This window comes from Planktothrix sp. PCC 11201 (assembly GCF_900009135.1).
Taxonomy (GTDB): Bacteria; Cyanobacteriota; Cyanobacteriia; order Cyanobacteriales; family Microcoleaceae; genus Planktothrix.
In genome coordinates this window covers 420,067-442,800 of the sequence record NZ_LT797711.1, presented here as the reverse complement: position 1 = coordinate 442,800, position 22,734 = coordinate 420,067, and the positions used below count along the sequence as shown (strand labels likewise).

Below are 22,734 nucleotides of genomic sequence, written 5' to 3'. Positions count from 1 at the left end.
ACCATCGTCCATTAATATTTAGCTAACAGAAAAGGTAATCATTAGCAAAATAACAACGAACAAAACTGCTCCCGCCCCTAGAAAAATATATCGTTTTTGTTGTCCAGGTGAGGGATATTCCGAGGGGTAGATATCAGGTTCAACAGCGAAGTTATTGATCAGACCTTCATCATCTTTAGTGTAGCCAGTTCCAGGAACTACATCAGGAGATTGAGGATCATTTGTTGCAATTTCGGCAGGAATGAGTTCGCTACCGTCGCTACGATGCTCTGGGTTAGGGTTAAGGGTTTTCCCTGTTGTTTCGGAGTTGGTCATGTTGCCCTCTTATTAAATTTATATTTACTATTATAACCTATTTAAACAATAATAGGAAATAGGGAATAGGGAATAGGGAATAGGGAATAGGGAATAGGCAATAGGGAATAGGGAATAGGGAATTACGAATTACAAATTACGAATTACGAATAGGTAATGGGTAACACTTCTGGCTGTTTCATGTCAGTATTAAAATGTTACAACCTATTGCCTATTGCCTATTGCCTATTGCCTATTTCCTATTTCCTACTGACATAAAGAGCGATCGCTTTCCTCAACCTCAATATTAGTTCTTAAATAATCCCGCACCCAATTACAAGCATAATTAAGTTGATTAAGAGTGCGAATATTTTTTAAATTCCAGATAATTAGTGTTTGATCATCCGATCCAGAAACTAAGGAATTCCCATCAGCAGTAAACGCTACACTAAAAACCATCCTTTGGTGTCCGGGTAAAGTCGCCAGTAAGTCTCCGGTAGCACTCCATAACTTAACATTCGTATCAACTCCGGCGGTGGCAATGGTTTGACCATCAGGACTAATGGCGAGGCGGTTAAACCCTTTACCTTCACCGGATATACTTCTAATTAATTTTCCATCCAACTGCCAAAATTTGAGGGTATCATCTCGGCTAGAAGTGACGACAAAATCATTTTGAGGACTAAAAGCGACTCCCCAAACTGAACTATTGTGGGGAAGTGTTGCTACTAATTGACCCTCTCGTGTCCAAATTTTAGCCGTGCGATCGGCACTAGCAGAGGCGATAAATTGTCCATCATTACTAAAGGCTAACTTCCAAATAATTTCATTATGGGCTGGAAAACTGTGCAGCAATTTCCCGTCAAAATTCCAAAGTTTGATGCTTTTATGATCTCCAGAAGCAATCATTTTTCCATCGGGACTAATCGCTAAACCATTAATCGGAGCTTGATGTCCGACCAAGGTTTTTAGAAGTTTGATCTCGGAGGTTTCAGGATTACGGATATCCCAAAGTTGCAGCTTCTGATTTAGGCTACCCGTGACTAATATTTGACTGTCTTGACTAAAAACCACACTCCGAAAAACCGGAGATCCTTGGTCTTTGAGGGTTTGCAAAAGTGTACCATCTGAGCGCCATAATTTCAGGGTTTGATCTACACTGGTTGAGGCGATTAATTGACCATCCCGGCTAGTCGCCACGTCCCAAACTGTATTCTGATGTCCGGTGAGAGGTTTTAATAAATTGTTATTGAGATGCCAGAGTTTAATCACGCCCTCATTATTAGCAGAAATTTCGATTAAACCATTTGAACTTATTGCCACATATCCAATAAAACTGCGAAACTGGGTTAATTCTTGAATCAATGTGCCGTCAAATTTCCAAGTTTTAATGATGTTTTCTTCGTCAATAGTGACAATCTGTTTATCCTGACAATAAATCCCAAAAAATGGCCGATCATTGGTAATTGTTTTAACTAAAGTTCCGTCCAGTTTCCAGATTTTAGCGGTGAGATCCTGACTGGCAGAAATCAGTAAATTTTTAGAGGGGCAAAAACTTAAATGCCAGACGTTTTTTTGATGTCCTTCTAGGGTTTTGAGTAATCTACCATCAACGCTCCATAATTTAATAGTATTATCGGCTCCGCCGGAAGCAATCATCTGGCCATCTGGACTAAAAGCCACACTTCTCACAAAATTTTGATGACCAATAAATGTTTTTAAAAGTCGCCCATCTAACGTCCATAATTTAACCTTTGCATCTCCACCAGATGAGGCGATGAGTTGACCATCAGGGCTAAAAGCAACGCCCCAAACTGGCAGTTTATGGGCTTGAAAACTTTTGATTAATGTACCATCAACCCGCCAAAGTTTGACACTGCCATCTAAACTAGCAGAAACGATCAAATTACTATCAGGATTAAATACAACCCGCCAGACTGCTCCGCTATGTTTTAAGATATGCAGAATGCTGCCATCGGGTTTCCAAATTCTCACGGTTTGATCTTCCCCTCCTGTGGCAATTAACTGAAGATCGGGACTAATAGCAACCGCCATCACACTGTCTTTATGTCCGTTTAAACGGTTAAATTCATAACTGCCATAAACCGCTTGATTTAAAACAGTTTCAACATTTTTAGTGGTTTGGTGATCAACATTCCCTAAACTTTCTAATTTGCGTTTGGCTTTAATGGCGGCGATCATGGCATCTAATTGACGATTAGCACCAAGCAAGCTTTCTGAGGAGGAAGTTAAGGCTTTGATTTCGCTAACTCTGGCTTCTCTGTATTGTTTGAAGGCGAATAATCCTAGGCCGGAAGCAATTAGAAAAGCAATACTCATTGCTCCTAAAAATAATCGTTGTAATTTAGCAGTTTTTTGTTCCTGTAATAATCTTTGTTTTTCCTCGGCTAATTTGGCTTCAATGGCTTTAGCACGTTCAGCTTCTAAAATTAGTTGGACTCCTTTTCTATCCGATTCTACTGAAGCTGCTAAAAATTGATAATCTAAATCGCTTAAACTTTTTCCTTGGAACCAAATTTGAGCATCTTTTAAGGCTTGTCCTCTTAATAACCGTGATTCATCTTTTTGATTTGAAGTGATCCAAGCCTCAAAGGTCTGGGAATAGGGACGAATTTTTGCTAATTGCTGTTGTACCCAAACTAAATTAAAGACTTCTTTATAAATTAGGTTTTTGACCTTTAAAAATCCCTGATCTTTGAGTACCAAACCAGATAATAAAAGCTCTACTTGTTCGGGGCTGTCATCGATCTCTATTTTTATTTCTTGTAGAATAGATTGGTAAATTCCTAACAGGCGTCCGGTGTGCTGGGAGTTGTGCAGTAAGCGATCGCGGATGGTTCTTAAATGTTCGGGTTCGTCCTGGGATTCCCATTTTTCAATGATTTGCGATCGCACGATCTTTTTAATCCATAATATCGGACTATTTTGAGCAATCAGATCATTTTTTAGTTGCCGATTTAACACCAATAATCTTAATAGTTTTTGGGTTAAAAATGGCTGCCCATTTGTCCAGGCTAAGATTTCTCGAAGCATGGCTTCCGGTTGTTCAAAAATTCCAGTTAATCCTTGGACTAAAGGGGCAGCTTCTGTTAAGGTAAATCCGCTTAAATTAATTGCTGTGCCAATATTAAAGGGAGTTCGGTTTTTATCAGCTATTAAATCCGAAGGAGTCGCCACACCAAATAAGGCAAAGGTTAGACGTTTATAGGCGGGATTAATCGCCCGTTGATTATAGCAGGCTCGAATTAGGGCAAAAAAGTCATCCGTGGGAAAGTTTAAACTCAGAATACTATCAATTTCATCAATAAAAATACAGAGATTCTGTTCAGGAAATTGCTGGACTAATAAAATTTCTAAAAATTCACTTAATTTTTGTAATAAAGAAATTCCTTCTTGTTCCTGCCACCAGATCTTTAAATTAAGTTTATCAAAACATCCAAATCCCCGTAATAAATCCATTACTATTCCTTTATACCATTGTAACGGAGTGGTATCTTGGCTACCAATTAGGGTCATATCTATCACTGTACAAGCATATCCTTCCGCTTCGAGTTGGTATTTAGTTCTAACCATTAAGGAAGATTTGCCCATTTGTCGGGAATTAAAAACATAGCAGAATTGTCCCGCTTTTAAGGCATGATAAAGGTGCTGGTCACTACTTCGCATCACATAAGTAGGATCATGATTTTCTAAGCTACCACCAACTTTGTATAAGGTCATAGAAATGGGGAATGGGGAATGGGGAATGGGGAATAGGGAATAGGGAATAGGGAATGGGGATAATACTTCTGGCTGCTTCATATCCGATCCGGTATGATAGATTAACTCCATTTTAGGATTTAAAATGAAAGCACAAGCCTATGATCGGATTAAAACATTAGTGGATATTCCCGCAGATTTTGGAAAATCCCTAATTCCCAAAGGAACAATTGGAACAATAATCGAATGTTATGAACGTCCTAAAGAGGGATATGCGGTTGACCTAACTATTCTTAGTGAAACTGGAGAATCGGGTTTTGAATATGAGAATGTAATTTTGTATCCTGATCAGTTTTCTGTCGTTAATGATACCCCGGAAATGGGGAATTTTATTTCAGTGTTTGGCGATATTAGTTATGAAGTTCCCCAAGTTGGTAATGAACAATCCCATTCTCCAGAAACCCCAGTAGAAAAACCGACTCAGGAGTAGAATCACACTCAAATCACCCTCAGTTAAAATTTTAGCTAAAACTGTCTCAGAATTATGCTACATTTCTCTACGGAGTGTTTAAAATTATTCATTCTGTAGAGAAATCTCAATTTTTATTAAACTTATGAAACGAATACTAAAATACAGTTTTATTCTATTTTTTGTCGGGATAATTTTAGCGATCGCTCCCCCCAGTTTAGGATTATTCAATCCTGGATTTGACCTGAGAATTATCCATAGCAATGATCATCACGCCCACCTAGAACCCATCACCGTTAATGAGACAGAACTAGGAGGCATTGTCCGACGTAAAACCCTAATTGATCGCTTAAAAATCCAAAATCCCCGAGAAACTCTCCTCCTAGATGCGGGGGATATTTTTCAAGGCACTTTATATTTTAACCAATATTTAGGTCAAGCGGATTTACCCTTTTATAATCAGATGAATTATCAGGCGGTTACCCTGGGAAACCATGAATTTGACCGAGGACAAACCGTTTTAGCTAATTTTATTAAAAAAGCTAAGTTTCCTATGCTTTCGGCCAATCTGGAAATCGCACCTAATTCTCCCTTGGCTGGGTTAGTAAAACCTTGGGTGATTCTATCGGTTAAAGGGAAAAAAATCGGGGTATTTGGTTTAACCACAGAAGCCACGGCTAATATGTCGAGTCCCGGGGAAGGAGTGGGTTTTACCGATGCTATTCAAGCGGCAAAAAAGGCGGTTTCTGAGTTAAAAAAACAAGGAGTGAATAAAATTATTGGATTAACTCATATTGGCTTAGAATCGGATTTAGAACTGGCTAAAACCGTCAATGATATTGATATTATTATCGGGGGACATAGCCACACGCCGTTAGGTTCCATGCCCAATGCTAAACAACCCTATCCTATTGTTGAAACCACCCCGAAAGGTCAGAAGGTTTTAGTGGTGACGTCTTGGGAATGGGGCAAATATTTAGGGGATTTACAAGTTAAATTTAATCGCCGAGGGGAAGTAACTTCTTGGACAGGCACACCCCACGCCATTGATGTTCAAATTCAGCCGGATGCCAGCTTTGCCCAACAGTTAGCAAAATTTTCCGCTTCCCTAGAAGTCCTACGCCAAACTATTATTGGAAAAACCCTCACCCCCTTAGAAGGAAGTCGAGATTTAGTTAGAACTCAAGAAACTAATTTAGGGAACTTAATTACCGATGCTATGTTAAATAAATTAAGACCCGATGGCGCTGAAATTGCCCTATTAAATTCTGGAGGAATTCGGTCTAGTATTCCCGCCGGAAATATTAGTGTGAGTCAAGTGATTGAAGTCATGCCTTTTGGGAATACAATTGCTCGCTTAGATTTAACCGGAGAACAACTCAAACAAGCCTTAGAACATGGCGTCAGTCAAGTAGAATTAGGAGAGGGAAGATTCCCCCAAGTTTCAGGATTAAGGTTCATTTATGATCCAAAAGCTCCGGCGGGTTCTCGGGTTATTTCCGTTACCATTATTGATCAATCAGGGCAAGAAAAACCCCTGGATTTAACCGCCACCTATCGAGTGGTTGCCAATAATTTCATGTCCATCGGAGGAGATGGTTATGAAGTGATGAAATCAGGAAAAAATCAAGTTGACACCGGATTTTTATTGGCGGATGTGGTGATTGATTATATTAAAAAGCAATCGGAAATTAATATGAAATCGGGCGATCGGATTAGGGTGAAATAATCATTTTTAAGATATAGCAATCCTAAATATTTTATCGTAGGGGTTTGGTCTCCAAACCCAGGCGTAAAGAGGGTTTGGAGACCAAACCCCTACAGGTTTTGATCACAAATCCTATACGGATTGCTATATAATGGAAAAAGCCATCCCCCTAAACCCCAAAATACGGAGTTTCTACCCAAATTTTTTATGATCAAATTATTCAATTTTGTTGTTTTGACTGGAACAATTCTTAGCTTGAGTCCTAATCTTAATAGTTTAACATTGGATTCTGTGATCTCTAATTCTTCAGTCCAATTAGCTCAAAATTCTAATTCTGCTTCCTCAATTCAAGGATATTGTTTTTCTGTTGCTGATGATAATATGGACTCTACTGCCCGGATTTATATTGATGGGAATAAAGTCACGGGTCGAGTTGAAGCCACCATTCATAACAAAAAAGAATCCTATTATACGTCCTATACTCAAATATTAGAAGGGACGAAAAATGGCAATAAATTAAACTTAAATATCACTACAAAAATTGAGTTAGATACTCAAAAAACCAAGGAAACTTGGACATTAAATTCAGACTCTTTAAATACGGGACGAACAGTTTATAAAAAACAACCCTGTTTAGTCTCTCAAGTTCGTTTTGCCCCAGGGAAAAATTCGGCAACTGTGAGTCAGTCGGTGGTGCGAGGAACTCGCAATATCTATTTATTAAAAGCCAACCAGGGTCAAAGAATGGATCTAAAAATTACCGCTTTAGAAAATAATGCTGTTTTTGATGTGATTGCTCCCAATGGGCAGGTTTTGAAAACTGAAGCCACCCAGTCTAGTTTGAAATTACCCGCCACCGGAAATTATGAAATTATCGTTGGTGGAACTCGGGGGAATGCTAGTTATCAATTAACCGTTAAAATTCAATAATTCCCAGAAAAAAACCGGGTTCTAAACAATGGTTTTAAAACTCGGTTTCTTAAAGATTTACAGGATCTAATCAACGGTTTTGTCAGAATTCCAAGCCGATTGATAATAGACTTTTGAACCGTTATCAGGAACAAAATGACAAGACCGATAGGATTTAATAAAACTTTTCCAAATCGGTTCATTAGAAGACCGATAATATTCACCCAGTAGGGGTTTAATCGCTTCTGTTGCTGTTTTTAAATGATAGTGGGGCATACTCAAGAAAATGTGATGAGCAACGTGAGTTCCGATATTATGATGAATGGGATTAATAAAGCCATAATCCCGGTCAATTGTGGATAAAGCTCCTTTGAGGAAATACCAATCTTCCCCCCGATACCAGGGAATATCAGCCTCGGTATGATGTAAGTAGGTGACTAAATCCAGCCACATCACAAACACGAAATAGGGCATGAAATAGTATTTCAGGAAAAACACCCATCCAAACTGATAAGTGATCAACCCTAAAAAGCTAACCATTACAATCATTAAAGATGTACTGGTAATAACATCCCATTTTTCGGACTCTTTAAACATAGGGCTACTCGGCAAAAAGTGAGAGCCTTTACGAAGGGGAGAAGAACTTCGGAACAGATAAACCGGATAGGCGACTAAGGGGATATAAAAGGGCAACAGCTTTTCATACCAAACCATATTATTGAACGTACTTTCCGTTACCGGATGCCAACTTTCATCGGTATCAATATTTCCGGTATTGGCGTGATGGGTTCTATGGCTGATGCGCCAACCGTGATAGGGAACTAGAATCGGAATATGGGACAGATGGCCAATTAAGTTATTCAGCCATTTGATTTTGGAGAAAGACCCATGGCCGCAGTCATGGCCCACAACAAATAACGCCCAAAACATCGTTCCTTGCATCACCCAAAAAATGGGGAAAAACAGCCAAGAATCGAGTTTATAGGCTACAAAATACAGACCGGCAATGATCGAAATATCAATGAAGAAGTAACTTAGAGATTTCCCAACTGAGGGTTCAAAACAATGGGCGGGAATGGCCGCTTTGATATCTTGGAGAGTAAAGGGTAACTCTGATTTTCTGGTTGCTGAGGCACTAAGGGTGGCCTGGTTAGACTTATTGGATGATTGCACAGATATTGTAATTGAATCTGAATGAGTAGTCCCGAGTTGTGTTTTCACCCCAAACTGAATCGCAAATATCAGGGTTGGGGATAATAACCTAAACTGCGGGTTCTGAACGGAATTTATTTTACCTTGATTAGACCTTAATTTTCGTAACAAATCTTAAATGAGCAAAATTATTCGGCTAATCTTGGTCAGGGGTGGGGCTTGGGTGTTCAGGGGAGGGCTAAAACCCAACAACGTTTTATGACCACCGACTTAAAAGATTAGGTTAACTCCCCAAATTGTTCGCGATATTTTGCTAATAATATTTCTGCTGCTATTGCTGCTTCTTCGGGAGTGGGGAGGAGTTGACCGTCTGAGGTAAAAAAACGCAATTGGGAGTTATAAAGACCTAAAAATAATTCTAATTGTTGACTCCATAACCATCCTTGAGCATTAGGTTCAAGGGGTTGATATTTACCCTCTACTAAATGAAATCCGGCTAATTCTAAGGTATCAGGATCAAACCAAAAATAATCAAAGGTGCGAAAGTTATCTTGATAGAGTTGTTTCTTTAATCCTTTATCAATTTCTGCGGTGGATGGGGATAAAAGTTCAATAATAATATTAGGATATTTGCCTTCTTCCCAAATCACCCAACTCCGCCGGGGTTTGCGTTCTGTGTCTAAAACCACAAAGAAATCTGGCCCTCTAAAATCCTGTGATTTTTTTTGATTCGGGTTAAAATAGATAGTTAAATTTCCAGAAACATAAAAATCTTGACGGTTTCGCCACCACCACTCTAAAAGATGAATCAGGAGATCAATTTGTCTGCGGTGTAAATCACTTTCCACGGGAGGTTCCTCACTCCATAAATCACTAGGTGGAAATATAATATCATCAAATTCTCCCGGTTGTTCTAATCTTTGAAGGTTAGCGGGTTCGTGATCAACAATAAACATAAACAGGTTAACCCAATTAAGATAGATATAGTTTAGCGTAAACTTCAATCATTTGTCGAATAGATTGATATGAAATCAACCGAGATTTTTTACGCCATCAATTATAATTGAGGAGGAGTTGTTCCCGATAAGGGTTGAATGGCATTTTTTAAAGTTTCCTTGTTTAACTCAAGTTTGGGTTTGGGAACAGAACTAATATTAGTTAGGGGTAAACGAGCTAATGCTAATTTTGAAGTTGCTGTTTGTTCAGAATCGTTATTAATTAAAATAGCACTATTCAGAATTTCTAACTGAGCATCCACAATATCATCATAGTTTTCATACCAACTGGCGATCGCAATTGACAAAGTTTCAATATCATCGGGTAAGGGTTCAATCAACTCAATCAGATCTTGACGGTGTGAGTTATTAAATAATTGAGGCTGTTCTTCTAATAATTTCAAAAAAGCCTCTAGGTTTTGATAGTAAAAAGACATAGATTAATCCTCTTAATTGATCTAAAATCAATGATATCATGATATGAAATTTAACGTTAATCAAGATATATAGCAAGTCTAAATCAATTGGATCAATAGTTTGACATCCCATTCGTTGTAGGGGCGAGGCGCGCCTCACCCCTACAGGATAATTTTGATATTTTCTAATGACCCCCAACACTAAAAACAGCCCGTTTGTAGGCTTCATCAAGCACTTCAGAAAGGGTAGGATGGGTATGAACCGAGAACACTAAATCATGGACAGATTGACGGTGATACATGGCATTTGCCGCTTCCTGAATTAAATCAGAAGCATGAAGACCAAAGATATGAACCCCTAAAAGTTCCCCCGTATCTTTACGATAAATCATTTTAGCCATCCCTTCGGTTTCTCCCTCCGCAATGGCTTTAGAATTCCCCTTAAAATAGGTTTTCACCGTTGCAATTTCAAACCCTTCTGTTTGTCCTAATTCCTTCGCCGCCGGTTCAGTTAAACCCACATAACTAATTTCAGGATGGGTAAAAGCCGCCGCCGGAATACTCCGATAATCCACAGCCCGAGGACGTCCGCAAATAGTCTCCACAACGGCGACCCCCTGGGCGGATGCGGTATGGGCTAACATCATTTTACCCGTCACATCTCCAATCGCCCATAAATGGGGAACAGGTTCACCCCCGGATAATACCTCTAAATGATCATTTGTAGGAATAAAACCGCCCCGAATAGGTTCAACATTAACCGATTCTAAACCTAAATTTTTACTCACAGGAATGCGTCCAGTGGCGACCAAACAAGCATCCACTTCTAGGACTTCTTCTACTTCTTTAGTTTTGGTATCGGCTAACTCAATAATAACCGGAGAACCCGGCGTTACTTTTAAAGCTAATTTTCCGACTTTGGTTTCAATATCCCGGGGATTAATTAAAACCCTTTGAGCTAATTTAGCAATATCAGGATCAAAGGTTGGCATTAATTGATCCAAGGCTTCAATCATGGTAACTTCACAACCTAAAGCCGTATAAATATCAGAAAATTCTAATCCGATATAGCCACTTCCAATAATAGCAATCCATGGGGGTAGGGATTCTAATTTAACCGCATCATCACTGGTAAAAACTGTTTGATGATCAATCGTAATTCCAGGGGGAACAAAGGGCACAGAACCCGGGGCTAAAATAATATCTTTAGCGGTAATAGTTTTTTCCCCATTAGTGGTTTCAATGGTCACTTTATTCGCCCCTGAAACTTTGCCCCAACCTTGGATTACATCAACCCCTAACCGCTTCAAACTATTGGTTAAATCACCCCGAAGTTTAGTTACAATATTATCAGCATGGTTGGCAATTTGTTCGCGATCAAAACTGACTTGTCCTAACTGAATGCCCAAATTTTTTAAGTGATGGGTATTATGTAATTCTCGCACTCGTCCCGATGCGGCTAATAGGGCTTTAGAGGGAATACAGCCTCGGTTAACACAAGTTCCCCCCATGTCCCCCGCTTCAATAATTGCGGTTTTCAAGCCACAACCAACGGCGTGGATAGCAGCACCATGTCCGCCCACTCCCGCACCAATAATCACTAAATCGTAATCCATATTCTGTTACTACTCTATTGGGATTAAAAAATATTACCGTTTTCCCTGTCCCTTGCCAACTCAATCGCCTTTACAAAAGCCAGATTATTTGGTCTGCCCCCGGCTTTTTGCGGTAAGCTAGACTCGATTACTGTGTTTTTCACCCTGATTATCACATGAAAACCAAACTCGCGACTATTACATTAAGTCTGATTTTATCGGTACTTTTCCCAGCACAAAGTTTTGCTGGAACAGTTTTAGAAGAAATTAAAAGAACCGGAGTTTTAAAAGTAGGAGTTCGAGAAGATGCACCCCCATTAGGATTTGTTTCCGCCGATGGTAAATGGGAGGGATATTGTATTAAATTAATGGATTTATTAGGAGAAAGATTGCAAAAACAGTTAAAACTAAGTAAACCCATAGAAGTACAATTAATTCCCTCAAATTTGCAAAATCGGGAACAACTGGTCAGGGAAGGAAAAGTTCATTTAGAATGTGGCCCTAATACAATTTTGCGGAATCCAGAATCCGGTATTACCTATTCTGATCGGTTTTTAGCCACAGGTGTTCATTTATTAGTTCGACCGGATAATCAATCTTATATTCAACCCTCGGGAGCTTTAGAAGCCATTTCCATTGGGGTCTTACCCGCTTCCTTAACCCAACAGTTTATTAGCAGTCGTTATTCCTTAGCAAAAGTTGTAGAATACCCAGGAGTTGACGGTCGAAAAAATGCCGTGGAAGATGTGGTTCAGGGTCGTTTAAATGCCTTCGCCAGTGACGGATTATTATTAATTGGAGAAGTGCTGAGAAATCCAGCCATCAAACCTCAAGATTATGCTTTAATTCCCAAGGAACCCTTAACCTGTGAATTTTATGGCATGATTCTTCCCGCCGGAGATATATCTTGGATTAATACGGTAAATTCTTTGATCTTAGTCGAAGAAACAGTTAATATTTTAACGGGACTATATGGAAAAGATTCAGATTATGTAAAAACCCTCGAAGCGGCTCATAATAAATGTTTACCATAAACAGGCAAAATTTCTAGCCCAACCCACCCCAAGGTTTAATCTTTAAACGGGTATCCTTGAAAATATCCAGGGATACCTCGATGCTTTTCCCAACTATTGTTTTTTAATCCAAAAAATGCCACACTATTAATACTTCTAAGACTACACCCAGTCTGAGGCAATCGTATGAGCGACATTACTCCCCCCCAAACTGTTCCTGGTAATCCTTCCTCCCCATCTATTCTATTTCTCAATCGCTGTGTTGAGCAGGTGTTTACCGGAATTTTAGATCCCAATACGGAGCTATTCCAAAGCAATGCTACGCTTTTGGGAGACTCCTATGCTGAATTTAAAGTCATTCTTCAGCAAGTTCGACAAAACAACTACCAGCAATTATTACCCACCTTAATCGCCGGATTACAATTTATTTTGGGTCGAGAAGCCTACGATAATCACGACCTAGAAGCGACTCTTTACCATTATCGTCGCAGTTTGGAATATTGGCCATCGGCTTTAGCTAAAGGCAATTTAGAGATGCTTTCTATGGCTAACCGAGAAACCATTTTACCCAATCAATTTATCGAACAAATGGGGGGGGTTTTATTCCATTTGGGGTTATGTTTTGTCACCCTAAGTCAGTCCGATAATCCCTCAAAAAATACTCAAAACTTGCAAGAAGCTAGAAACTATTTTGAGAAAAGCTTAGAAATTTTTGATAAAGTCAATCGCCCTGATTTAATGTCTAAATTTATTGGGGAATTAACCACGGTTTTAAGACAATTAGAGGAATGGGACGCACTGCAAAAAGCAGCCAAAAAAGCCATTGAATTACATATTTCCTATGGTTCAGAAACCCAGTTAGCCAAGGATTATGGTTTCTTGGCCGAAGCTGCGTTACATGAATCTAAATGGGCGCACGCCAATCAATTAGCGGAGTTAGCCTTAGCCATTCAAGGTCAATCTACCTACAGTGACCCGATGAGCACCACCGCCAGTTCTAATAATTCCTATCTTTATTTACTCACGGAATCCAAACAGGAATTAAAACAGTGGGAAACTACGGTTAGTCAACTCGAAGAAGCCTTAAAAAGAACCAGTCTTGAAGATGATCCCAAGGGTTATCTCAGAATTTTGACCGCTTTACACAAACTTTATTTTGATCAAGATTTATATATTCAAGCCTCCCGTTTAAAGGAAGAAAAAATTAAAATAGAATATCAATATGGGTTACGCGCCTTTATTGGGGTTCGCACCTTACAAGCCCAATCTAAACCGAATGAACAACAACAATCTATCGCTGTAGAAATTGAAAATTCCGACCGTTTAAAGGATGTTCAAGCCCTATTTGAACGGATTCAAGACCCGCAACATAAACTGATTATTTTGCATGGAGAGTCCGGGGTAGGAAAAAGTTCATTACTGAATGCAGGAATTATACCCAAGCTCTTAGAAGAACAGGGGCGTAATCCTCAAGTTGCTACACCAATTTTACTCAGAATTTATACCGACTGGTTACGCGAACCCAACCCGAAAACCTGGAACTTAAATTCAGTGATCAATTTACTCAAACGCAATGATCAAAATCAAATTCCCACGATATTAATTTTTGATCAATTTGAAGAATTTTTTGTGGTGTGTAAACAGTTAGAACAACGATTACCCTTTTATGAATTTTTAAAAGAAAGTTTGAGCTTGGATTCAATTAAGATTTTACTCTCATTAAGAGATGATGCTTTACATTATTTGTTAGAATGCGATCGCCGAACTAATTTAGAAGATGTTATTCAGGCTGAAATCCTCTCAAGAAAAGTGCTTTATGGCTTAGATAACTTTACTTTAATTCAAGCAAAAAAATTAATTCAAAATCAAGTTGAGCGAGCTCAATTTAATATAAAACCTGATTTAATGAATCAATTAATTCAAGATTTAACTGTTAATATTGATCAAATTAGACCGATTGAATTACAATTGATTGGAACCCAATTACAATCCAATGATATTCAAACCCTAGAACAATACAGAAAACTGGGAGAATATCCCAGACAAAAAATGTTAGAGCAGTTTTTGGATGAAATCATTCGAGATTGTAGTACCAAAAATGAACGAATAGTAATTAAAATTCTCAATGTTTTGACCAGTGAACAAGAACACCGTCCCCTGAAAACTAGCAAAGAACTCGCCGAAGAATTAAATACAGAATTTAGTAAAATTGAACCTTTGTTAGAAGTATTAGTAGAGGAAGGATTAATTCTACACCTCCCGGATATCCCCGATGATCGATATCAACTTACCCATGATTATTTGGTGGCTTTGATTCGTGAACAAAAAGGAGAACGATTAATTGCTAAATTAGAATTAGAACGGGATCAAGCTCAACGTAAAATTATTGGGGAGAAACCCAATAGTTTTGTGAACCGGGCGATCGCTTCTGTGTTTCGTTGGATTAATGCGGATTAGTATGGATAATATACCCAAAACCGAACAGGAAAAAATGCTGGCGGGAGAATTATATCTCGGTAACGATCCCGAGTTAGTTTTAGGACGTAAACGCGCTTCTAAACTGACTCGTTTATATAACAGTACCACAGAAGATGAGTTAGAAACTCGTCAACTAATTCTCTTGGAGTTATTCGATAAAATCGGAAATAATCTGTGCATTACTCCCCCATTTTATTGTGATTATGGCTGTTATATTAAACTGGGGAATAATGTTTATATGAACTTTAATTGTATTATCCTAGACTGCAATTATGTTGAAATTGGGGATAATGTTTTATTAGCGCCCAATGTTCAAATTTATGCCGCCTATCATCCAATTGATCCCGAATTACGCCTAACCGGAAAAGAATTAGCAGCACCGATTAAAATAGGTGATAATGTTTGGATTGGTGGCGGTGCGATTATTTGTCCAGGGGTAGAAATTGGCGACAATACCACCATTGGCGCCGGGAGTGTGGTGGTTGATAATATTCCTCCTGGGGTTTTAGCGGCGGGAAATCCTTGTCGGGTGATTCGGAGTTTATAGCAGGGAATAGGGAATAGGGAATAGGGAACACCGGAGGGAAAGATTTTACCCCTGGAGTTCCTAGATTAATGGGCTAATTTCTGAATAGGTTCCCATTGGTGAATGTCCTGTAATAACGCCTCATATCCAGCAACATTCGGGTGTAAACCATCCGAACATAACCGAGATTTCCACCAATGTTCCCCTCGATCTAGCCAAATTTCCAATAAATCTAAATAGGGAATATTGCGCTCTAAACAGGCGAGACGAGTGGCATCTTTGTAGCGAAATTGATCGGCCAAAGTATAATATAAACAGCCTTGAAAGGGCATTTTACTTTCATCAACCGGAACCATTCCCACAAATACAACCTGACACATTTTTTGAGCTTTATCCAATAAACGATGTAGGGTGGTTTCAAAATGATCAAATTCCGTATAATTGCGACCTTGAAACGATTGTACCCGCGCCGAATCATTTAATCCCACAGAAAAAACACTCACGTCAGGTAAACGGTTGCGTAATTCTCCCCGATGGCGCAATTCTTGGTCTAGGCGATCGCAAACTTGAATCACCCGATTTCCCCGTACCCCCAAATTGTAAAGAATCGGGCCAACTGCCTCCGGTGACATCCATTGACGCCGCAGTCGCTCCACCCAGCCACCCCCTTCAGGATCACCAAATCCATAGACGAGACTATCTCCTAATACCACAACTTTCAGAGGCTGACGTTGGGGAACAATGGACAAATTAGCTAGGGTGGGATTGATCGCTGCTTGCATTTTGCTTGAAAATCATGATGGATGGACAGTTTACCCGGTCAGAATCGTAATTTGTTTCCAGAGGGCGTTTATAAAAGTTAACATCTCCAGGGACTTTTCACTAGATTCCCTGCCTATATTTCGCAAATTTTTCATCAAATCACCCTAAGTTACCTCCGAATTACCAGCATCAGACCCTTGCTAGGGAAAAGATACCCAGAAAATCGGAGTTCCCACACCAGAACTATCAATCCCTTTAAGTTGTATTCCAAGCCTCGGACTGGTATGCTCAATGTGAGTTCTACTTTCTTAGAACTTTCTTAGAACCCATAGGCTTTGCGACGGGACAAAGGGGCATCTTGGCTCTATGATTTGAACCTGAAGACAACTTGCTGTGGAATATTGGCTAAAAGCCGTTTGGATGTTCCACCGCGAATGTTCCCTGCTATATATAAACTGAAACTGATTTGCAGGAGGCAACTTGCTAAATGCAAGGCTCTTTAAACGAAATTGATATTCGTAGTATTTTACAACTGATTGAGCTTGGCCAGAGGACAGGGGAACTCATGGTAGAAGCTTACAGTTCATCCCAGACGACGATGGAAATGGAACGCCATCCCATTCGTCTCACGGGACAATGTTGGTTAGTGTTTTCTTGGAATGGTCGAATTATCTATGCCGGCCAAAGCGAAGGAAGCCTCCAGAGATTACGGGATTACTTACGGCGCTATCAGGCCGAAACCGTGCTTTCAGAGTTAGAAGTTCCTTCGATCACGTCGGTCAATGCGCCCGAATACGGATATTTATGGGTGTTGCTAGAAAATCAAGTAATTACCCCAAACATCGCCCGTAATATCATTCATTGTATGGTTCAAGAAACCCTATTTGACTTGCTGAGTTTACATCAAGGTGCTTTTATTTTTGAAATGGGATCGGGATTAGCCCCCCAGTTAACCACCTTAGAAATTAGTCCCTTATTAGCCGATATTTTCAAACAAGTTCAAGAGTGGAAAAAATTCCATCCCCATATTACCTCCCCCAACCAATGTCCCTTGATCACCGATCGGTCAAAATTACAAAAAACAGTCCGACCCAAAGTATTTGAAAGCCTAAATCATTGGGCGGATGGTCAAACCTCAATTCGTCAAATTTCCCGTTACTTACACCGAGATATTGTCACGGTAGCCAAGGCTATTTATCCCTTTGTCCAACAGGGACTTGTACAATTGTTGGCTCTCCATCCTGAAAACATTTTTAACGAGCCAGAAACCTTTACTGATAGGAATAGAACTCCGAGAATTGTTTGTATTGATGATGATCTAGTAATTCGGGAAAGTGTTGAAATCATTTTAAGAGAACAGGGCTATGAAGCCACAGCAATTGGCAACCCTTTAAAAGCATTGAGTTTAGTTTTTCAGCTAAAACCTGATTTAATTCTTTGTGACATTGCTATGCCTGAATTGAATGGGTATGAAATCTGTGCAATGTTAAGAAATTCTACGGCTTTCCGTCAAACTCCGATTGTTATGTTAACAGGAATTGATGGATTTATTGACCGACTTAAAGCCCGTATGGTGAGGGCGACAAATTATTTAACAAAACCCTTTGGAGATGCCGAATTATTAACATTAGTTGAAACCTATATTGGGCCAGGAAAAACAATAGATGCTTCTGTTAATACAGATTTAGAAGATGAATTTATGACAGAGTTAGAAACCCTTTGACCTAATATCACCTGGCTGATCTCCGGCAATGGAATCCATTGACCGTTTCTGCGACCGCGACATCCCCTGAAACAGAAAACCCCCAGCCGGATCAATTTCGGCTCTCAAAGATTTGTATAATCGAAATAGAATCACATCTTTTGAGATACTTAGGTTTTCTTACACTCTACGATGAATTTGTAATGCAGCATAAACCTCGTTCCACTTGGACTCAAACCGCCAACCTGACTACAGGTAATTTGGGAGTTTCTAAGGGAGAAGAAAGATGAATACAGTTATGGTTGTGGAAGATAGTGTCACTCAACGGGAGATGATTTGTGGTCTTCTCAAGCAGAATGGGTTAAAAGTCAGTATCGCCACTGACGGTGTGGAAGCACTCGAAGAAGTGCAAAAAAACCGCCCCGATTTAATGGTGCTAGATATTGTCATGCCCAGGATGAACGGCTATGAACTCTGTCGTCGCCTAAAATCCGATCCCAAAACCCGTAATATTGCCATCGTGATGTGTTCCTCTAAAGGGGAAGAATTTGACCGCTATTGGGGAATGAAACAAGGGGCAGATGCTTATATTGCTAAACCCTTTCAACCTGAAGAATTAGTCGGAACCGTTAAACAATTACTTAGAGGATAGGTGAAAAATAACCATGGTTGGGAATCCTGATTTTTTAACCGGGCCAGGAACAGACAGTCCAGGATTTCAAGAACTGGAAACCCCCGAAGGTGAACCCCATCTTCGCTTTTTCGTTCCTTCACGGAGTGAGTTTGCCCTTCCCGCCATCGGGATTCGGGAGGTACTCTTTCAATCGCCAGACCGGATGACCCCAATTCCTAATGTTTCCCCCCTGTTACTGGGAACCTTCAATCTTAGGGGTCGAGTGATTTGGGTCGCCGATTTAGGTCAGTTTTTAGGTGATTCAACTCCCCTGAATACGGATCGAACAGAGATCCATGTGATTGCCGTTGAAGATCAAGACATTATATTAGGATTAGCCGTTGATGAAGTCAATGACATGGCATGGCTTGACCCTGATAAAATGCAAATGCCCACCCAAGTCAGCGATAGTATGACTCCTTTTATCAAAGGAGAGTGGCAAGTTGGAACCGAAGGCAGCGTCCTGCGACTTTTAGACCAAATCGCCATTCTGCGCTCGGCTCGTTGGGCAACGTGACCCGTCAGCAGCCGGTTTCGTCCTATAACCGTTGAGGAAACCGATCTATCAATTGATTATAAAACTGCTTAAGCTAAAGCTGTTAACCTGGGAAATCAAAAACCCCCACCAGCGGTTTTTTTACCCTAGGATTAAACTTTCAATCCCCACTCACCCAGCCGAGGGTCGGGATTATTAGAAAATCTACTACAGACCGGGTTACATCCTTATGATCCGTGTTTCTACATTGAAATCTTAACTATTAAGCACGAGCAACACTAAACTTGAAAGTCAAAAGGGGAATCGCTCATGGCAACAAGCACAGACTTCCTACAAGAGTATCAGCAAACCGAGGAAGCATACTGTCAGGGAAATTACGAACAGGCGGCGGCGCTGGTTTATCAACTGTTGGAAGATTATCCAGAAGATCCATCGGCCCGTCTTCTCTGTGGTCACATCTATGGCTATGGGTTGCAGCAGTATGATGTCGCCCGTGAGCAGTATGAGGCAGTGATCAACTTGACCCATGACTCCGAATTACTCGAACAAGCCCATCAAGCCTTAGCCGATACAGATCAATACTTACTCGAATCTCCTGCGGGCAGTTTCGATGATAGCTCCGATTCCCCAGAAATTTTTAATGCTTTAGTAGATGAAGAAATCGAGGATGGGGAAGTTGATTTAACCCAAGATTTAGACTGGCTATCAGAAGAATCCTCCATGCCTGATTTAGACCTAGAATCCGCCGATACCCATGGATTGAATGGGGCAGCCACCGAAGGAACCCGGTCGGATTTTAATGATTTGCCGGATGATAACTTTGATTTCCCAGACTTAGACGATGCTGACTTGGATTTATCCACTTCCAATCTGGATGCTGCCATCGGTTTAGAGTTCGACAATTCAGAGGATGAACCCGATTATATACAGTCCAATGGCAGTCAATCTCCCCTAACCTTCACCGAAGATAATCCTTTTGCTCCAGGGGGAGACTTAGACGAAGGTACAGAAATTTTAAACCCCCTAGACCCAGAAAATTCTTTCACTGAATTAGAAGCCGATCCGTTTACACTAGAAGAAGATGAACCCCTCTTGGGGCAAAACTTTGCCAGTGATGAATCGAACACCAGTGATCTCGAACAGTTAAGTGGGGATTTATTTTCTTCCGAGGATGAGGTCTTAGATTGGCTCGATTCCCCAACCGAAAACCCCCAAGACGAATCGGATTCAGTCCAATCACCGGAAACTCTGAATGGGTCATCCCCAGATTATTTATCTCAACCGACGGAATTCCTAGAATTTGATAGCTTGGATGACGATGAATTGGGGGGGTTAAACGATCCAGAAGCCTATGGATCTCATCCAGCAGATCAAAGAGAACTCAACGGTGCTAGTCATGAGTCCTCTAATGGTAACTCTACAGGGGTGATGGCTTCCTCGAACTTTGAAGCAGAACTTGATGATATTTTTGCCCCTTTAGAAGATGCAGCCGATTCAGATCAGGAGTTTGTTAATCATGAACCCCCATCCCAAAATGGTTTCGTCTCCGTCAAGGAAACTCCACTATTTGAGGAAGATGAGTTTGACCCTGATTTGGATTCAGCTTTTAGTTTTTCAGATGAACCCTTCGTTGATGATGCCAAGATTGCTGTTACCCTACCCCCGAACACTCCTAATATGACGGCTAACTATAAGGTTCTGGATGCTGAAGAAAGCAACGAAGAAGAAACACTATTAACCAATAATGCGGTCAATGATCCCTATTTGTCCGACCCCGACGACTCTGGCCCCCTCTCAGGTATAAATGGTGCCGACCGTTCCCATTATGTTGATGCGGAAGAATATGAAGAACCCGATGATCTGGTTTTCGATTCGGCGGACATTCCCAATAGTTTTGATCTCGATACCTTTGATGAAGATACCTTTGGAGATTCCTTTGATGTCACGGTGGAGAGCCATGATACCAATGGCCGTTCTCAAAATGGCCAGGTGGTGGCTCAGACCCCCAATGATTTCTTAGAGGATTTTGAAGAATTTGATGATATTGGGGATTTTGGCATCACCGACAGTGGGGACAATGACCTGTACGTTGATTCAGATTTTAGTAGTGTCGATAGTAAATTTGGTAATACCACCAGCAATAGTACCATCGACAGTGACAGTTCAGCGATTCGGGATGATGAGATTTTTAATACGGCTTACGCTGCATCGGCTGTAACCACCCTAACCCCAGACTTCGGAGAAGGGATAGATACGATGGTCACCACCGAGCAGGGGCCATTCTCTTTCTTGGAAAATGCCTCCTTGAAGCGGAAACCCTTGTATATGGCGATGGGGACGGGACTGGTGACCCTGATTTTAGTGGCAACGGCCACCAATATTGCGACTCGTACCGCTTCCTTGAATAATAAGTCCGAAGTCGTAGACTATCTGCGAGGCACCGGATGGCTGCTGACCACAGTAGCTGGGGCGACTAGTTTTCTGGCGACCTGGGGATTGGGTCGGATCAGTGCCCAACAAATTTCTAAGGCCACAGACGATTTACAAGCTCAGTTTGATGCCATCAGTAAGGGTAATTTAGATGCCCGGGCCACGGTTTTTGCCGAGGATGAGTTTGGGAAAATGTCTTCTAAATTCAACCATGCAGCCCAATTTATCCAAAGTATTACCCGAGAAGCCCAACGCAAGGCTAAGGAACAGGAAGACGCTAGGGATGATTTACACCGTCAGGTGATTCGGCTCTTGGATGACGTGGAAGGGGCGGCCCGAGGAGATTTAACTGTAACCGCAGAAGTGACGGCGAACGTTTTGGGGGCAGTGGCGGATTCCTTTAACTTAACCATTCAAAACCTGCGGGAAATTGTGGTACAGGTGAAACAAGCCGCCCGTCAGGTGAGTAAGGGAGCTACCGATAGTGCGACCTTTGCCAAGGATGTGGCCGGGGATGCTTTCCGCCAGGCGGAGGAACTCGCTGCTACCTTAAACTCGGTGCAGGTACTGACCGATGCCATTCAACGGGTGGCTGAAAGTGCGCGGGAAGCTGAAGAAGTGGCTCGGTCGGCGGCCGCCTTAGCGACCAAAGGCGGGGAAGCGGTACAAATGACCGTGGCCGGGATTCTAAAAATTCGAGAAACCGTAGCAGAAACTAGCCGAGAAGTCAAGCGTTTGGGAGAATCGTCTCAGGAAATTTCTAAAATTGTGGGGCTGATTTCTCAAATTGCCTCCCGGACTAACTTACTGGCTTTAAACGCTAGTATTGAGGCAGCCAGGGCTGGAGAAGCGGGTAAGGGATTTGCGATCGTTGCCGATGAAGTCCGACAGTTGGCAGATAAGTCGGCGAAATCCTTAAAGGATATCGAACAAATTGTGATGCAAATTCAAAGCCAAACCAACACGGTGATGATGGCGATGTCCCAAGGTCATCAACAGGTGATTGAGGGGACTCGCCTCGCGGAACAAGCTAAACGAGCCCTGGATGACATTATTCAGGTGACCAACCGGATTGACGTTCTCGTCCGTTCAATTACGGCGGATACCGTTGAACAAAACGAAACCGCCCGCGCCGTCGCCCAGGTGATGCGAGCGGTGGAACATAGCGCCCAAGAAACTTCTACCGAAGCCCAAAAGGTGTCCAGTGCCTTAACTAAACTCGTGGGTGTGGCGCGAGACCTGCTGACATCGGTGGAACGCTTCCGCGTTGATTCCTCGGAGAAAGGTTAGCCTCGGAAAATTACGAATTACGAATTATGAATTACGAATTAATTAACCATTGACAAACTGATTACTGATAATGCAGATAGGGGAATGGGCACTCTTGCAATAGGGA

The 22,734-nt window shown here is 41.1% G+C and carries 17 protein-coding genes; 10 read left to right on the top strand and 7 right to left on the bottom strand.

What is annotated here, in order from left to right; genetic code table 11:
- Window positions 1-18: 18 nt before the first annotated feature.
- Together psb34 and PL11201_RS24235 are read right to left on the bottom strand one after the other, a co-directional pair.
- On the bottom strand, window positions 19-315 hold the full coding sequence (psb34, locus tag PL11201_RS24240) for a photosystem II assembly protein Psb34 (protein WP_079681407.1): 297 nt from the start codon (window positions 313-315) through the stop codon (window positions 19-21).
- 246 nt (window positions 316-561) lie between these two features.
- The gene (locus PL11201_RS24235; protein WP_234996828.1) at window positions 562-4,146 is read right to left on the bottom strand and encodes a WD40 domain-containing protein; all 3,585 of its coding nucleotides are present in this window, start codon (window positions 4,144-4,146) and stop codon (window positions 562-564) included.
- 13 nt (window positions 4,147-4,159) lie between these two features.
- Here PL11201_RS24235 and PL11201_RS24230 point away from each other — a divergent pair, with 13 nt between their 5' ends.
- The 3 genes from PL11201_RS24230 (at window position 4,160) to PL11201_RS24220 (ending at window position 7,121) form a co-directional block, all read left to right on the top strand.
- Entirely contained in the window at window positions 4,160-4,504 is a 345-nt protein-coding gene (locus PL11201_RS24230; RefSeq protein ID WP_079681406.1) for a DUF4926 domain-containing protein, read from the top strand.
- 124 nt (window positions 4,505-4,628) lie between these two features.
- Window positions 4,629-6,212: a bifunctional metallophosphatase/5'-nucleotidase gene (locus tag PL11201_RS24225; RefSeq protein ID WP_079681405.1), complete on the top strand. Its 1,584-nt coding sequence runs from the start codon at window positions 4,629-4,631 to the stop codon at window positions 6,210-6,212.
- 186 nt (window positions 6,213-6,398) lie between these two features.
- Window positions 6,399-7,121 (top strand): hypothetical protein, encoded by a 723-nt coding sequence (locus PL11201_RS24220; protein WP_079681620.1) that lies wholly within the window; start codon window positions 6,399-6,401, stop codon window positions 7,119-7,121.
- Between the two features lie 66 nt (window positions 7,122-7,187).
- Here PL11201_RS24220 and PL11201_RS24215 read toward each other — a convergent pair whose 3' ends face one another.
- The 4 genes from PL11201_RS24215 to lpdA all read right to left on the bottom strand — a co-directional run bounded on the left by PL11201_RS24215 (window position 7,188) and on the right by lpdA (window position 11,279).
- Window positions 7,188-8,273: a DUF3474 domain-containing protein gene (locus tag PL11201_RS24215; protein ID WP_079681619.1), complete on the bottom strand. Its 1,086-nt coding sequence runs from the start codon at window positions 8,271-8,273 to the stop codon at window positions 7,188-7,190.
- 257 nt (window positions 8,274-8,530) lie between these two features.
- Window positions 8,531-9,208 carry a Uma2 family endonuclease gene (locus PL11201_RS24210; RefSeq protein ID WP_079681404.1) on the bottom strand — a complete coding sequence of 226 codons (678 nt, stop codon included), beginning with the start codon at window positions 9,206-9,208 and terminating at the stop codon, window positions 8,531-8,533.
- Between the two features lie 101 nt (window positions 9,209-9,309).
- A complete protein-coding gene (locus PL11201_RS24205) occupies window positions 9,310-9,684 on the bottom strand; it encodes a hypothetical protein (RefSeq protein ID WP_079681403.1) in 375 nt (124 codons plus the stop codon).
- A gap of 164 nt (window positions 9,685-9,848) precedes the next feature.
- On the bottom strand, window positions 9,849-11,279 hold the full coding sequence (lpdA, locus tag PL11201_RS24200; protein WP_079681402.1) for a dihydrolipoyl dehydrogenase: 1,431 nt from the start codon (window positions 11,277-11,279) through the stop codon (window positions 9,849-9,851).
- 155 nt (window positions 11,280-11,434) lie between these two features.
- On the opposite strand from lpdA, the gene PL11201_RS24195 reads away from it, so the two are divergent.
- From PL11201_RS24195 to PL11201_RS24185, 3 genes are all read left to right on the top strand, one after another.
- Entirely contained in the window at window positions 11,435-12,292 is an 858-nt protein-coding gene (locus PL11201_RS24195) for an amino acid ABC transporter substrate-binding protein (RefSeq protein WP_079681401.1), read from the top strand.
- A 165-nt stretch (window positions 12,293-12,457) separates the two neighbouring features.
- A complete protein-coding gene (locus tag PL11201_RS24190; protein ID WP_079681400.1) occupies window positions 12,458-14,728 on the top strand; it encodes an ATP-binding protein in 2,271 nt (756 codons plus the stop codon).
- A 1-nt stretch (window position 14,729) separates the two neighbouring features.
- Window positions 14,730-15,296, top strand: coding sequence for a maltose acetyltransferase domain-containing protein (locus tag PL11201_RS24185; RefSeq protein ID WP_079681399.1), 567 nt, complete (start codon window positions 14,730-14,732; stop codon window positions 15,294-15,296).
- Window positions 15,297-15,361: 65 nt separating this feature from the next.
- Here PL11201_RS24185 and PL11201_RS24180 read toward each other — a convergent pair whose 3' ends face one another.
- The gene (locus PL11201_RS24180; RefSeq protein WP_079681398.1) at window positions 15,362-16,057 is read right to left on the bottom strand and encodes a GDSL-type esterase/lipase family protein; all 696 of its coding nucleotides are present in this window, start codon (window positions 16,055-16,057) and stop codon (window positions 15,362-15,364) included.
- A 467-nt stretch (window positions 16,058-16,524) separates the two neighbouring features.
- On the opposite strand from PL11201_RS24180, the gene PL11201_RS24175 reads away from it, so the two are divergent.
- The 4 genes from PL11201_RS24175 to PL11201_RS24160 all read left to right on the top strand — a co-directional run bounded on the left by PL11201_RS24175 (window position 16,525) and on the right by PL11201_RS24160 (window position 22,628).
- Window positions 16,525-17,760 carry a response regulator gene (locus tag PL11201_RS24175; RefSeq protein ID WP_079681397.1) on the top strand — a complete coding sequence of 412 codons (1,236 nt, stop codon included), beginning with the start codon at window positions 16,525-16,527 and terminating at the stop codon, window positions 17,758-17,760.
- A gap of 265 nt (window positions 17,761-18,025) precedes the next feature.
- Window positions 18,026-18,391 carry a response regulator transcription factor gene (locus tag PL11201_RS24170; protein ID WP_079681396.1) on the top strand — a complete coding sequence of 122 codons (366 nt, stop codon included), beginning with the start codon at window positions 18,026-18,028 and terminating at the stop codon, window positions 18,389-18,391.
- A gap of 13 nt (window positions 18,392-18,404) precedes the next feature.
- Window positions 18,405-18,929 carry a chemotaxis protein CheW gene (locus tag PL11201_RS24165; protein WP_079681395.1) on the top strand — a complete coding sequence of 175 codons (525 nt, stop codon included), beginning with the start codon at window positions 18,405-18,407 and terminating at the stop codon, window positions 18,927-18,929.
- Between the two features lie 288 nt (window positions 18,930-19,217).
- Window positions 19,218-22,628, top strand: a complete 3,411-nt coding sequence (locus PL11201_RS24160; RefSeq protein WP_079681394.1) for a methyl-accepting chemotaxis protein — start codon at window positions 19,218-19,220, stop codon at window positions 22,626-22,628.
- The last annotated feature ends 106 nt before the right edge of the window (window positions 22,629-22,734 follow it).

Coding starts and splice junctions, on each gene's coding strand:
- psb34 (WP_079681407.1), bottom strand. CDS start 315: ATGACCAACTCCGAAACAACAGGGAAAACCCTTAACCCTAACCCAGAG.
- PL11201_RS24235 (WP_234996828.1), bottom strand. CDS start 4,146: ATGGAGTTAATCTATCATACCGGATCGGATATGAAGCAGCCAGAAGTA.
- PL11201_RS24230 (WP_079681406.1), top strand. CDS start 4,160: ATGAAAGCACAAGCCTATGATCGGATTAAAACATTAGTGGATATTCCC.
- PL11201_RS24225 (WP_079681405.1), top strand. CDS start 4,629: ATGAAACGAATACTAAAATACAGTTTTATTCTATTTTTTGTCGGGATA.
- PL11201_RS24220 (WP_079681620.1), top strand. CDS start 6,399: ATGATCAAATTATTCAATTTTGTTGTTTTGACTGGAACAATTCTTAGC.
- PL11201_RS24210 (WP_079681404.1), bottom strand. CDS start 9,208: ATGTTTATTGTTGATCACGAACCCGCTAACCTTCAAAGATTAGAACAA.
- PL11201_RS24205 (WP_079681403.1), bottom strand. CDS start 9,684: ATGTCTTTTTACTATCAAAACCTAGAGGCTTTTTTGAAATTATTAGAA.
- lpdA (WP_079681402.1), bottom strand. CDS start 11,279: ATGGATTACGATTTAGTGATTATTGGTGCGGGAGTGGGCGGACATGGT.
- PL11201_RS24195 (WP_079681401.1), top strand. CDS start 11,435: ATGAAAACCAAACTCGCGACTATTACATTAAGTCTGATTTTATCGGTA.
- PL11201_RS24190 (WP_079681400.1), top strand. CDS start 12,458: ATGAGCGACATTACTCCCCCCCAAACTGTTCCTGGTAATCCTTCCTCC.
- PL11201_RS24185 (WP_079681399.1), top strand. CDS start 14,730: ATGGATAATATACCCAAAACCGAACAGGAAAAAATGCTGGCGGGAGAA.
- PL11201_RS24180 (WP_079681398.1), bottom strand. CDS start 16,057: ATGCAAGCAGCGATCAATCCCACCCTAGCTAATTTGTCCATTGTTCCC.
- PL11201_RS24175 (WP_079681397.1), top strand. CDS start 16,525: ATGCAAGGCTCTTTAAACGAAATTGATATTCGTAGTATTTTACAACTG.
- PL11201_RS24170 (WP_079681396.1), top strand. CDS start 18,026: ATGAATACAGTTATGGTTGTGGAAGATAGTGTCACTCAACGGGAGATG.
- PL11201_RS24165 (WP_079681395.1), top strand. CDS start 18,405: ATGGTTGGGAATCCTGATTTTTTAACCGGGCCAGGAACAGACAGTCCA.
- PL11201_RS24160 (WP_079681394.1), top strand. CDS start 19,218: ATGGCAACAAGCACAGACTTCCTACAAGAGTATCAGCAAACCGAGGAA.